Origin of the sequence: Variovorax sp. dw_308 (assembly GCF_019207085.1) — a bacterium.
In the GTDB taxonomy this organism is placed as follows: domain Bacteria; phylum Pseudomonadota; class Gammaproteobacteria; order Burkholderiales; family Burkholderiaceae_C; genus Variovorax.
On record NZ_JAATOM010000002.1, the window covers coordinates 89,318 to 101,916 of the forward strand.

Annotated in this window: 8 protein-coding genes and 1 pseudogene; 4 read left to right on the plus strand and 5 right to left on the minus strand. The window is 67.6% G+C overall.

All coding sequences use genetic code 11. From position 1 onward, the window contains the following. Window positions 1-12: 12 nt before the first annotated feature. Entirely contained in the window at window positions 13-972 is a 960-nt protein-coding gene (locus HCU76_RS03675; protein WP_213956557.1) for an MBL fold metallo-hydrolase, read from the minus strand. Window positions 973-1,143: 171 nt separating this feature from the next. On the opposite strand from HCU76_RS03675, the gene HCU76_RS03680 reads away from it, so the two are divergent. Together HCU76_RS03680 and HCU76_RS03685 are read left to right on the plus strand one after the other, a co-directional pair. Beyond that, on the plus strand, window positions 1,144-1,974 hold the full coding sequence (locus HCU76_RS03680; RefSeq protein WP_213956556.1) for an IclR family transcriptional regulator: 831 nt from the start codon (window positions 1,144-1,146) through the stop codon (window positions 1,972-1,974). 255 nt (window positions 1,975-2,229) lie between these two features. Then, window positions 2,230-6,276: a Pls/PosA family non-ribosomal peptide synthetase gene (locus HCU76_RS03685; protein WP_218508514.1), complete on the plus strand. Its 4,047-nt coding sequence runs from the start codon at window positions 2,230-2,232 to the stop codon at window positions 6,274-6,276. A gap of 33 nt (window positions 6,277-6,309) precedes the next feature. On the opposite strand, the pseudogene leuB reads toward HCU76_RS03685, so the two are convergent. The 4 genes and pseudogenes from leuB to HCU76_RS03705 form a co-directional block, all read right to left on the minus strand. Next, window positions 6,310-7,371 (minus strand): annotated as a pseudogene (gene leuB / locus HCU76_RS03690) (3-isopropylmalate dehydrogenase); the annotation flags it as partial. A gap of 19 nt (window positions 7,372-7,390) precedes the next feature. Beyond that, window positions 7,391-7,999, minus strand: coding sequence for a 3-isopropylmalate dehydratase small subunit (leuD, locus tag HCU76_RS03695; protein WP_218508515.1), 609 nt, complete (start codon window positions 7,997-7,999; stop codon window positions 7,391-7,393). Between the two features lie 18 nt (window positions 8,000-8,017). Next, window positions 8,018-9,463 (minus strand): 3-isopropylmalate dehydratase large subunit, encoded by a 1,446-nt coding sequence (gene leuC / locus HCU76_RS03700; protein WP_213956553.1) that lies wholly within the window; start codon window positions 9,461-9,463, stop codon window positions 8,018-8,020. Between the two features lie 22 nt (window positions 9,464-9,485). After that, a complete protein-coding gene (locus HCU76_RS03705; protein WP_213956552.1) occupies window positions 9,486-10,469 on the minus strand; it encodes a tripartite tricarboxylate transporter substrate binding protein in 984 nt (327 codons plus the stop codon). Between the two features lie 101 nt (window positions 10,470-10,570). Here HCU76_RS03705 and gcvA point away from each other — a divergent pair, with 101 nt between their 5' ends. Continuing rightward, window positions 10,571-11,467, plus strand: coding sequence for a transcriptional regulator GcvA (gcvA, locus tag HCU76_RS03710; RefSeq protein ID WP_213956551.1), 897 nt, complete (start codon window positions 10,571-10,573; stop codon window positions 11,465-11,467). A 207-nt stretch (window positions 11,468-11,674) separates the two neighbouring features. Further along, window positions 11,675-12,580 (plus strand): SMP-30/gluconolactonase/LRE family protein, encoded by a 906-nt coding sequence (locus tag HCU76_RS03715; protein WP_213956550.1) that lies wholly within the window; start codon window positions 11,675-11,677, stop codon window positions 12,578-12,580. The last annotated feature ends 19 nt before the right edge of the window (window positions 12,581-12,599 follow it).

The window sequence follows — 12,599 nt, forward strand, 5'->3', positions numbered from 1 at the left end:
CGAACCGGCCGCTCAGCCTTCCAGCGTCTTCCACATCTCGACATCGCGCTCGGCAGTCCAGATCCGCGGGTCCGCGTACTGCGTGGCTTCGTCGTAGCAGCGCGTCACGTCGAAGGGCATGCAGTGGTCGAAGATCACCCAGTGGCCGTACTTCTGCTTGAGCACGCCGTAGGTGTCCTTGTAGACGGCGTTCAGGTCCTTGCCGGCGGCGACGCCCTTCTGCACGTTGGCATACACGTCGGCGATGAAGTCGCGCGTCTCGCCGAGGCCCTTGGCCACTTCCGCGGGCGTGGTCAGCGCAGCGCCGCGGCCCGGCACCAGCGCCTTGGGCTTGAGCGCGGCAATGTTGTCGAGCGTCTTTGGCCAGTCCTTGAAATAGGCGTCACCGGCGTACGGCGTGGCGCCGAATTCGACCAGGTCACCCGACAGCAATGCGCCCTCGCCCGGCAGCCAGACCACCGTGTCGCCCTTGGTGTGGCCGCGGCCGAGTTGCAACAGTTGCACCTCGAGCTTGCCCAGCCACAGGGTCATCTTGCCGGTGAAGGTCATGGTCGGCCAGGTCATGCCGGCCGGCACCGTCTCGACGTTCTGGAACAGGCGCGGGAAGCGTCCGATCTCGCTGGCCTTGTCCTGCTCGCCGCGCTCGACGATGAGGTCGTACGTGTCCTGGCTGGCGATGATCTGCTGCGGCTGGTAGGCGCTCGCGCCGAGCACGCGCACGGCGTGATAGTGGGTGAGCACGACGTACTTGATCGGCTTGTCGGTGACTTCGCGGATGCGGCGGATCACGTCGGCGGCCATGGCCGGCGTGGCTTGCGTGTCGGCCACCAGCACGCAGTCATCGCCAATGATGATGCCGGTGTTGGGGTCGCCCTCGGCCGTGTAGGCCCAGGCGTGCTCGGAGATCTGGCTGAAAGTGACCTTCTTTTCTTCGAGGTCGGCTTGGGAGGCAAATTTCTTCGTGGCGGTCATCGGGGCAGCTCCTGTTGGCGTTTGTCTAAACCTAACTTGTTTGCGATTATCCAATCATTGGTTCGCTCAGGACGAATCAATTTGTGAATGACTAAGTAGGGTTTTCCCTTGAATCATGGCTTAACGCGTTTGTCGTTGTTTAATTCCACGGGCTTGAACAGAGGTACGGACATGAACGAAGAAGTCGAAACGCGGCAGCAGCGCGGCATACAAAGCGTAGAAGTGGGCGGGCAACTGCTGCGCGCGCTGGTGCACCACGGCCGGCCGATGGCCCTGAGCGATCTCGCCCGCGAAGCGGACATGGCGCCGGCCAAGGCGCATCCCTACATGGTGAGCTTCGGCCGGCTGGGCTTGATCGAGCAGGACCCCGTCAGCGGCCAATATCTGCTCGGACCGCTGGCAATGCAATTGGGGTTGATCGGACTGCAGCAGAACAACCCGGTGCAGATCGCCTCGCCGCTGATCGAGGCGCTGGCGGCGAGCATCGGCCAGACCGTTGCCATCGCCGTCTGGGGCGACCGGGGTGCGACCATCGTGCGCCTGGCCGAATCGCCGGCCGCGGTGCACGTGGTGATGCGACACGGCACCGTGTTCTCGTTGACCGATACCGCCTCGGGTCGGCTCTTCGGCGCGTACATGGAGCCCGCGGTGGTGAAGCGCTTCCTGGAGGAGGAACGGTCGCGCCGCAAGCAGCGCGACCGCGGCGACCCGACCCCGCAGCCCGGCATGCCGGCCGCCGCGCCGGTGCCGAACTGGCGTGAATTCGAAACGCACCTCGAAGAAGTGAAGCGCCACGGCCTCAGCCGCTCGACCGGCGAGATCGTGCCTGGCGTCAATGCCATGGCAGCGCCGGTGTTCGACCACAAGGGCACGATCGTGCTGGCGGTCACCGCGATCGGCGCGGCGGGCGTGTTCGACAGCAGTTGGGATGGCGAAGTGGCGCGGGCGCTCAAGGCCTGCGCGAGTCAGGTCTCGCGGCGGCTCGGCGCACCGGCGACCTGAGCGTCTTCAAGCGTCTTGTCGCGGCGCACGAAGCCACCGCTTCGACCGCACTCCGCGGCGCTCTCGCCAGGCTTTGGTCAGGCAGCAGTCAGACTCAAAAGCGTCGCGCACCCTGCAAGACACATTTATGCGCAAATGTTTGCGCCTACTCCGCTTTCTGTTGTGCACGCCCAAAGGGTGCCGCACGTTGGAATGGGAAAATCGGGGGATCGGCAGCCGGCCGTTTCCCGCCGTGCCCCGCCCCCTGGACCCCTGATGTATCGCACAGACTCGACCCCGCCCGACTCCACCTTCCCCTCCGACGCCGACTCTCCCCATATCGTCCGCGGCCCGCAACGGCCCGACCTGATCCGGACGGAAATCCTCGCTGACCTGTTCGAAGCCACCGCCGCAAGAATCCCTGCCCACACGGCATTGATCTTCGGCGAGCAATTGCTGAGCTATGGGGAACTGGACCAGATGGCCGACCGGGCCGCGTCGCGGCTCATCGAAGCCGGCGTGCACCCCGGCCGCATCGTGGGCCTGTGGCTGCCGCGCGGCCTGGACCTGCTGGCGATGCAACTGGCGATCGCCAAGACCGGCGCCGCCTGGCTCCCGCTCGACGCGGACACCCCGGTCGAACGCGTCGGCGTGTGCCTGGACGACGCAGACGCGGTTGGCATCGTGAGCTGCAATGAGTTCGCCCCAAAGCTGGGCGCCATCGGTCGGCCGACCTGGACCGCCGAGGCGTTGCTGGCCCTGCCCTTCGACGCGGCGTCCGCCCTGCGTCGCGAGGGCGCGCTGCCGGTGCATCCGGCCTACGTCATCTACACCTCGGGCTCCACCGGCAAGCCCAAGGGCATCGCGATCACGCAGGGCAGCATCTGCCACTTCCTGAGCAGCGAAAACGCGCTGCTGGGTGTGCGGCAGGACGACCGCGTCTACCAGGGCTTCTCGGTCGCCTTCGACATGTCCTTCGAGGAGATCTGGATCAGCTACCTGGTCGGCGCCACGCTCTGGATCGCGCCGAAGGTCATCGCCTCAGACCCCGAGGCCCTGCCCCGCGCGCTCATCGAGAACCAGGTGAGCGTGCTGCATGCCGTGCCGACGCTGCTGGCGCTGTTCGATCGCGACGTGCCCGGCCTGCGCATCATCAACCTCGGCGGCGAGATGTGCCCGGCATCGCTGGTCGAGCGCTGGGCCGTTGCAGGCCGCCAGGTGTTCAACAGCTACGGCCCGACGGAGGCCACGGTGTCGGCCAGCATGGCGGAACTGGCCGCTGGCGAGCCCGTGACCATCGGCCGGCCGCTGCCCAACTACGCGATGCTGGTCGTCGCGCCCGAGATGACGGCAAGCGGCCCCGTGCTGCTGACGCGCGGCGAGGTCGGCGAACTGTGCATCACCGGCCCCGGTGTAGCCGCCGGCTACCTGGGCCGCCCGGAACTGACGGCCGAGAAGTTCCTGCGCAATCCCTGGGCGGCCGACGCGACCGAGGCACGCCTCTACCGCACCGGCGACCTGGCCCGGATCGACGAGGAAGGCAACGTGCAATGCCTGGGCCGCACGGACGACCAGATCAAGATCCGCGGCTTCCGGGTGGAGCTTGGCGAGATCGAGGCGGTGCTGGCGCAGCAACCGGGTGTCGGCACGGTGGCTGTGGTGCTGCGCGAGGTGCGGGGCGTCGACCAGCTCATCGCCTTCCTGGTGGCCGAGAGCGCCGGCACCGTGTCGGCGTCGGCACTGCGCACGGCGCTGGCCGAGCGCCTGCCGCCGTACATGGTGCCGAGCCGCTTCGAAGTGCTGCCGCAGATGCCGCGACTGCCTTCCGGCAAGATCGATCGAAAGGTGCTCAAGGCGCAGCCGCTGGCTGAGGCAGCAGTATCGGCGGAAGGATCGGACACGGCCGAGACGCCCACCGAGGCCGCCGTGTTCGCGGCCATGTCCTCCCTCTTCCCTGGGTTCGCGATCCGCCGCAGCTCGGACTTCTTCGACGAGCTCGGCGGCCATTCCCTATTGGCGGCACGGCTGGCGACCACCTTGCGCGCCGATCCGCGCTTCACCAGCATCACGGTGCGCGACATCTACACGCACCGCACGGTCGGTGCCATCGCCGCGGTTCTGGAAGCCAGCAGCATCCAGCCTGCCGAGCGCGTGCCCGACTGGACGCCGCCGTCAGCATGGCGCCGCTGGCGTTGCGGCCTGGCGCAGGCCGCCGCCATTCCGGGGCTGGTCGCGCTGCGCATGATGCAGTGGCTCGCGCCCTTCTTCACCTACCACTTCTACACGGGCGCCCCGGAGGATTCGATTCCCTTCGCGGTCACGATGTCGATCGTCGCCTTCCTGGCGACAACGGTCCTCGAGTTCGCCGTTGCCATTGCGGGCAAATGGCTGATCGCCGGTCGCCTCAAGCCGGGCCGCTACCCGCTCTGGGGCCTGACCTATTTCCGCTGGTGGCTGGCCGACCGGCTCTGCGATGCGGCACCGACCTATTTCATCAGCGGCTCGTCGCTGCAGTCCTGGTGGCTGCGTGCCCTGGGCGCGCGCATCGGCAAGGATGTGCTCATCGGCTCGGTCAAGGTGCGTGCGCCGGACATGCTGTCCGTGGGCGATGGCGCCAGCATCGGCAATGCGGTCAACCTGGAGAACGCGCGGGTGTTCTGTGGCGAGCTCCTGATCGGCCCCATCGTCATCGGCGCGCAGGCGCACGTCGGCTCGTATGCCGTGCTGGAAGGCAACACGTCCATCGGGGACTGGGGCCATCTCGACGGCCAGTCCGCGCTGGCCGATGGCCGCGCCATGCCGGCCCGGCGCGTCTGGAGCGGCGCCCCGGCACGCGACGTGGGTGCCTTCGACCCTGCGTCGTTGCGCCCGCGCCCGCCCGTCTCGTCGCGTCGGCTGCTCGGCGAAGGCGTGTTCTTCTTCGTCGGCGCCATGCTGGTTGCCGCGCTGTTCTTCCTGCCAGTGTTCCCGACCTTCATGCTGATCGACCTGCTGGACGACAGCGACGGCGCGACCTGGGTCGCGTCCAACTCGGCCCTGCTGATCTTCAAGTACTTCGGGCTGGCGCTGCTCGCGAGCCCGGTGATGATCGTGCTGACGGCGCTGATCTCCGCCGGCATCCGCTGGAGCGTGCTGCCGCGCCTGAAGAGCGGAAGCTGGCCGGTGCACAGCAACGTCTACTGTGGCAAGTGGCTGGTCAACCAGATCCAGGAATCGAGCCTGCAGGTGCTGCATGGCGTCTACGCCACGCTGTTCGCACCCATGTGGTATCGCCTGCTGGGCGCCAAGGTCGGCCGCAATGCCGAGATCTCGACCGCCCTCGGCGTGGTGCCGGACATGCTCACGCTGGGCGAAGGCACCTTCATCGCCGATGCGGTGCTGCTCGGCGACGAGGAGATCGACGGCGGCTGGCTGACGATGCAGCCGACCGTGGTCGGACGCCGCAGCTTCATCGGCAACGGCGCCTACATCCCCGACGGCACCACCGTGCCGGAGAACGTGCTGATCGGCGTGCTCGGCCGTGCGCCCGATGCGGCAGAGATGCGCAGCGGCGAGACCTGGCTGGGCTCGCCCGCGCTGCGCCTGCCGGCGCGTGAAGTCGTGACCGGGCATCCGGAATCGCTGACCTTCAACCCCTCGCTGCTGCGGCGGATCGGGCGCGGACTGGTCGAGGCCTTCCGCATCGTCGTGCCGCATGCGATCGTGATTGCCGCGGGCTACAGCATGGTGCAGGCGGTCATGCCTTCGGCCGCGCGCGAGCACTGGAGCGCGGTGGTCGGCTACCTCACGCTCGACGGGTTGATCTTCGGCCTCTCGACTTTCGTGTTCGTCGCCTTGTTCAAGTGGATCTTCCTGCGCCGCTACCAACCGCTGGCCAAGCCGATGTGGACGCCCTTCGTCTGGCTGTCGGAGGCGGCGACCAACATCTACGAAGGCATCGCGGTGCCCAACTTCATGAACTACCTGCGCGGCACGCCCTGGCTGCCGATCGCCTTCAACCTGCTGGGCGCGCGCATCGGCCGGGGCGTGTACCTGGACACCACCGACCTCACCGAGTTCGACTGCGTGCGCATCGGCGAATACAGCGAACTGAACGCACAGTGCTGCCCGCAGACCCACCTGTTCGAAGACCGCGTGATGAAGGTCCACCACGTGAACATCGGCTCGCGCGTCAACATCGGGGCGCGCAGCGTCGTGCTGTACGGGGCGGTGGTGCACGACGGTGCACAGCTGGGCCCGCTGACGCTGGTGATGAAGGGCGAGAGCATTCCGCCGTCGTCACGCTGGAGCGGGAATCCCGCCATGCCCGTGCGCGCTGCCTGACCTGAGTTCGCGAGCCGCCGCTGGTGCGCTGTCGAGCGCCGCCACCACGGCGTCCCCCATCTCGGCGGTCCCGACGCGGGTGCACCCCGGCTGGAAGATGTCGCCGGTGCGCAGTCCGTCGGCCAGCACGCGCCGCACGGCGCGCTCGACCCGATCGGCGTTGCCGGCCTGGCCGAAGGAAAAGCGCAGCATCATGGCCATCGAAAGAATGGACGCCAGCGGATTCGCCAGGTTCTTCCCGGCGATGTCGGGCGCGGTGCCGTGCACCGGTTCGTACAACCCGAAGCTGCCGGCCGCCATCGACGCCGAAGGCAGCATGCCGATGGAGCCGGTGAGCATCGCGGCGGCGTCGGAGAGGATGTCGCCGAAAATGTTGCCGGTGACGATCACGTCGAACTGCTTTGGGGCACGCATCAGCTGCATGGCGGCCGCATCGACGAAGAGGTGCGTGAGCGCGACGTCGGGATAGTCCAGGCCCACGCGCGTGACCACCTCGCGCCACAACTGCATGACCTCGAGCACGTTGGCCTTGTCGACCGAACACAGCTTCTTGCCACGCTGGCGCGCGGTGCGGAAGGCCACGTGCGCGATGCGCTCGATCTCGGGTTCCGAGTAGCGCATGGTGTTGAAGGCCTCGCGCTCGCCGTTGGCGTTCAGGCCGCTTCCGCGCGGCTCGCCGAAGTAGACGTCGCCCGTGAGTTCGCGCAGGATCATCAGGTCCAGCCCGTCCACCACTTCCGGCTTGAGGGTCGAGGCGCCGATCAGTTCGGGGAACAGGAAGGCCGGGCGGAAGTTGGCGAACAGTCCCAGCTCCTTGCGCAGCCGCAGCAGGCTGGCGCCCGGTCGCATCATGAACGGGATGGCCTCGTCGCCCGGCATGCCGGCCGAGCCGAACAGGATGGCGTCGGCCTTGCGCGCGATCTCGCTGGTGGCGGCGGGGAGCGGGTCGCCGGCGGCATCGATGCCGGCCTGGCCTATCGCCGCCTCCACCAGTTCGATGGGCCGGTCGTTGCCCACGACAGCCTTGAGCACTTTCACGGCCTGCGCCGTGACCTCGGGGCCAATGCCGTCTCCGGGCATTACTGCGATCTTCATTGTCAATACCTTTCTGGATTTACCTGCAAGGAGCGTGGCCGACTTCGTAGCCTTGCTCGAACGTTTCGATGGCGGCGCCCTGCGCCAGCGTGTAGTCGATCTCGTCCAGCCCCTCCAGGAGGCAATGGCGCGGGAAGGGATCGATGGCGAATGGTTCGGGCCGCCCGCGTGGCCCTGTGACGGTTTGCGCCCGCAGGTCCACCTGCAGGTGCGCTCCCGGGGCGGCGAGCAGGTCGGCCAGCATCTCCAGCACCACGGCCTCGGGCAGGCGCACCGGCAGCAGCCCGTTCTTCAGCGCGTTGCCATGGAAGATGTCGCCGAAGCTGGGCGCGATGACTGCGCGGAAGCCGCCGTCATGCAGCGCCCAGACCGCATGCTCGCGCGACGAGCCGCAGCCGAAGTTGTGTCCCGCCACCAGGATGCGCGCCTGGTCGTACACCGGGTCGTTCAGGATGAAGTCGGGGCGGCGCGTCCCGCGGGCGTCCCGCCGCACGTCGTGGAAGAGATAGTCGCCGAAGTTGTCGGAGCGCGGCTTCTGCAGATAGAGCGCAGGCACGATCTGGTCGGTGTCGACGTTCGAGCGGGCCAGTGGCACCGCCACCGCGTCGATCTGTGTAAAGGCTTCCATGGTTGCGATTCCGTGTTGTCAGTGGGGCGCGAGAAGCTTGCGCACGTCGGTCAGGCGGCCAGTGACGGCCGCTGCGGCAGCCATCGCGGGGCTCAGCAGGTGCGTGCGCGAACCCGGCCCCTGGCGGCCGACGAAGTTGCGATTGGAGGTCGAGGCACAGCGCTGGCCCGGCGCCACCTGGTCGCCGTTGGTGCCCAGGCACATCGAGCAGCCGGCATGCCGCCACTGCAGGCCGGCTGCGCGGAACACGGCATCGAGCCCCTCCGCCTCGGCCTGCTGCTTCACCAAGCCCGAGCCGGGCACGACCCAGGCCTCGACACCCTCGGCCACGCGCCGCCCGCGCACCACTTCCGCGGCGCTGCGCATGTCCTCGATGCGGCCGTTGGTGCAGGAGCCGATGAAGACGCGGTCCACCGCCACGTCCGTGAGCGCCTGGCCGGGCTGCAACCCCATGTAGGCCAGCGTGCGCTGCATCGTTTCGCGGCGTTCCGCGCTCGTGGCATCGGACGGGTCGGGCACGTGGCCGGTGATCGGCAGGACGTCCTCGGGGCTGTTGCCCCAGGTGACCATCGGTGCGATGTCGTCGGCGCGCAGTTGCACTTCCCTGTCGAAGACAGCGCCATCGTCGCCGGGCAGGCGCCGCCAGCGCGCCAGCGACGCATCCCATTCGTCGCCCGTCGGCGCATCCGGGCGACCGGCCAGCCACTCGAACGTGGTGTCGTCGGGCGCGACCATGCCGGCGCGCGCACCGGCCTCGATCGACATGTTGCACACCGTCATGCGGCCCGCCATCGAGAGCGCTCGTATCGCCTCGCCGGCGTACTCGATCACATGGCCCGTGCCGCCCGCCGCGCCGATGCGCGCGATGATCGCCAGGATGATGTCCTTGGCCGAGACGCCGCCGGACAGCCGACCGTCGATGACGACGCGCAGCGTGCGCGGCTTGCGCTGCCAGATCGTCTGCGTGGCCAGCACGTGCGCCACCTCGGATGCGCCGATGCCGAAGGCCAGCGCGCCCATCGCGCCGTGCGTTGCGGTGTGGCTGTCGCCGCAGACGATCACGCTGCCCGGCAGGCTCAGTCCCTGCTCCGGGCCGACCACATGGACGATGCCCTGGCGCAGGTCGTCGAGGCCGAAGAAGCGGATGCCCGAAGCCGCGCTGTCGTCGCGAAGGGCCTGCGCCATCGCGCGCTTCTCGGGGTCGGCGATGTCAGACAGGATGCGCGAACCGGTGGGCACATAGTGGTCGGGCGTCGCAAAGGCACGGTCCGGCCGGCGCACGGCAAGACCCCGCTGACGCAGCATCTCGAAGGCCGGTGCGGAGCCATCCTGCACCAGGTGGCGATCGACGTACAACAGGCTCTGGCCGTCGTCGCGCTGCATGACGACATGCGGCTGCCAGATCTTGTCGAAGAGCGTGCGCGACACAGGCATTGGCGCGGCGGCGGAAGATGAGGATGGCATTGGGATCCAGGCAGGAAAAAGGTCAGTCGAGCTTGACGCCGGAGACACGCACGATCTCCGCGTACCGGCTGGTCTCGCTCGCCATGAAGCGGCCGTAGTCTTCCGGCGTGCCGCCGCCGATCTCGGCGCCGAGCGCCTGCATCCGCTTGTTCAGTTCCGGCGATTTCAGGACCACGTTGGCCTCGGCATTGAGCTTGTCGATGATGGCGCGCGGCGTTCCGGCCGGTGCCGACAGCCCGTACCACGATGCCGCATAGACACCCTTCAGGCCGACCTCGTCGAAGGTGGGCACGTCAGGCAACGCGGGGTTGCGGGCCTTGGATGCGACGGCCAGCGCGCGCATGCGGCCGCCCGCGATGAAAGGCAGGCAGGTGGTGGTGTCGAGCATCAGCGAGATCTGGCCCGCCACCAGGTCGGACTCGGCCGGCGCCGTGCCCTTGTACGGCACATGCATGATGTCGACCTTCGCTGCCATCGTGAACTGCACTGCCGCCAGGTGCTGTGACGAACCGATGCCAGCCGAGCCGTAGTTGAGCTTGCCCGGGTTGGCGCGGGCCGCGTCGATCACGTCCTTGACGGTCTTGAACGGGGAATCCGCGGGCACCACCAGGATATTGGGCACGGCCGAGACGTAGACGATCGGCTCGAAATCCTTGACCGGATCGAACCCCAGCCTGCTGTACAGGCTGATGTTCACGGCGTTGGGACTGATCGAGGACATCAGGAGGTTGTAGCCATCGGGCTTCTGGCGCGCCGCGAACTCGGTGCCGATGTTGCCGCCGGCGCCGGCGCGGTTGTCCACCACCAACGGGCGGCCCAGGCGACGGCCGAGCCCCTCGGCAACGATGCGCGCCATGGTGTCGACGCCACCGCCTGGAGGCCAGGGAACCATCAGCTTGATGGGCTGGTTCGGGTAGCGCGTTGCCGCGTCGTCGGCCGACGCTGCCGCGTGCGATCCGAGCAACACGGCTGCCATCAGGCAGGCATGCAATTTCTTCATCATCATGGCTTGTCTCCGGTCTTTGTAATGGCTGCCATGTTATTTCCCGGTACTGGGGCGAAGCAATCACAATTAAGGCATGCTGGCATGAGTAAACTGCATCCCCCATGACACGTCGACTCCCTCCCCTCAATGCCTTGCGCGCCTTCGAGGCGGCAGCACGCTGCGGCAACTTCACGCGCGCCGCGCAGGAGCTGTGCGTCACGCAAGGCGCCGTCAGCCGGCACATCGCGACGCTGGAGGGCTGGCTCTCCGTGCAGTTGTTCGAGCGCGGGCGCCACGGCATCCGGCTGACGCCCGGTGGCGAGAGCTATTTCGCCAGCATGCGGGTCGCGCTCGACCAGATCGAACACGGCACGCGCCTGTTGCAGCAAAGCCCTGACGAATGGCTGCTGCGCGTCAAGCTGCCGCCCACCTTCGCCATCCGGTGGCTGATTCCGCGGCTGGCGCGCTTCCATGCGATGCATCCGCGCATCGACGTGCAGATCACGACATCGCACAAGCCGACGGACTTCGACCGCGACGACATCGATGTGAGCATCCATTCCGAACCCAGCCCGCCCGTCGGCGAGGGCTATCGCCTGCTGTTCCACGAAACGCTGTTGCCGGTGTGCGCGCCTGGCCTCCTGAAATGCGATCCGGCGCTGGCCCAGCCGGCAGATCTGGCCCACCAGGCGCTGCTGAGTTCGCTCAATCGGCCGCACGACTGGCAAACCTGGCTCGAAGCGGCCGGCGTGCACGGCGTCGACACCCGGCGCGGCCTGAAATTCGAGAACGCGGCCATGGCGTATCAGGCGGCGGCCGAGGGTTTGGGGGTGATGGTGGCCGTGCACGCGTTCGTTCGCGACGACTTGGCCAGCGGGCGGCTGGTGGCGCCTTTCGATCTGCGCGTGCCCACGGAAGGCGGCTATTTCATGGCATGGCGCGCGGACCGTCCGGTGGCGCAGCGGGTGCGCGATTTCGAAAGCTGGATCGCGGCGGAAGCCGCCGCCAGCGAGTCCTGAAATTCAGCGCCGAGACCGGGGTTCTTTGCCCTTCGTGCGCGCCTTTCCCCCGTCGGCCTGGGATTTCCTGAAATGACTTTTATTCATTTCTCGCATGAGTTAATTGTGATTGAGTCGCCGGGGGCGATCCACTATCTTCATGGCCTAAGTCATTAGGAGACAAGGCTTTTTTCGGCGCAATCCGTTCCGCGAAAAGTCAGAGAAGGCATGAAGATCCTGGCCGATGGCCTGCAATTCCCTGAAGGTCCGGTGGCATTGGGCGACGGCTCCGTGCTGCTGGTCGAGATGCGTGCGGGCAGGATCGTCCGGGTCTCGCCCGACGGTCGCATCGACACCGTGGCCGACTGCGGCGGTGGCCCCAATGGCGCCGCGATCGGGCCGGATGGCGCGCTTTACGTCTGCGACAACGGCGGCAGTGCCTACGTGCCGGGACGCTTCACTTCCATCGGGCCGGCAGCCGACTACCGTGGCGGCAGCATCCTGCGCGTGGGCCTCGACGACGGCGCCTGCACACGGCTCCATACCCATTGCGAGGGGCATCGCCTCTCGTCACCCAACGACATCGTCTTCGATGCGCAAGGCGGTTTCTACTTCACGGATTTCGGCAAGAAGCACGCGCGCTCACGCGACGCCGGCGGCGTCTACTACGCCCTGCCCGACGGCTCCCATATCGTCGAGGTCGCCTACTCGCTGCTGTCGCCGAACGGCATCGGCCTGTCGCCGGATGGCCGCGTCCTCTACGTGGCTGAGACCGAAACGGCGCGGCTGTGGGCCTTCGACATCGTCGAGCCCGGCGTGGTCAGGAAGCTGCCGTTTCCATCGCCGCATGGCGGGCGCCTGGTCTGCGGCCTGGGCGGCTTCCAGCGCTTCGACAGCCTGGCGCTGGACGCCGAAGGGCGGATCTGCGTGGCGACGCTGGTCACCGGGGCGATCTCGGTCATCGCACCCAGCGGCGAGCTGCTGCGCCAGCACAGATTCCCGGACATCTACGTCACGAATCTCTGCTTCGGCGGCCCGGACCTGAAGACCGCCTTCGTCACGCTGTCCGAGACCGGTCGGCTGGTGTCGCTGCCATGGCCCGATGCGGGACTGCGGCTCCATTTCAATGCATAGCATCGCCGGGCGCGGCGAC

What these genes read in the sequence shown, in the direction of transcription:
- HCU76_RS03675 (WP_213956557.1), bottom strand. Translation starts at nt 972, where the DNA reads ATGACCGCCACGAAGAAATTTGCCTCCCAAGCCGACCTCGAAGAAAAG.
- HCU76_RS03680 (WP_213956556.1), top strand. Translation starts at nt 1,144, where the DNA reads ATGAACGAAGAAGTCGAAACGCGGCAGCAGCGCGGCATACAAAGCGTA.
- HCU76_RS03685 (WP_218508514.1), top strand. Translation starts at nt 2,230, where the DNA reads ATGTATCGCACAGACTCGACCCCGCCCGACTCCACCTTCCCCTCCGAC.
- leuD (WP_218508515.1), bottom strand. Translation starts at nt 7,999, where the DNA reads ATGGAAGCCTTTACACAGATCGACGCGGTGGCGGTGCCACTGGCCCGC.
- leuC (WP_213956553.1), bottom strand. Translation starts at nt 9,463, where the DNA reads ATGCCATCCTCATCTTCCGCCGCCGCGCCAATGCCTGTGTCGCGCACG.
- HCU76_RS03705 (WP_213956552.1), bottom strand. Translation starts at nt 10,469, where the DNA reads ATGATGATGAAGAAATTGCATGCCTGCCTGATGGCAGCCGTGTTGCTC.
- gcvA (WP_213956551.1), top strand. Translation starts at nt 10,571, where the DNA reads ATGACACGTCGACTCCCTCCCCTCAATGCCTTGCGCGCCTTCGAGGCG.
- HCU76_RS03715 (WP_213956550.1), top strand. Translation starts at nt 11,675, where the DNA reads ATGAAGATCCTGGCCGATGGCCTGCAATTCCCTGAAGGTCCGGTGGCA.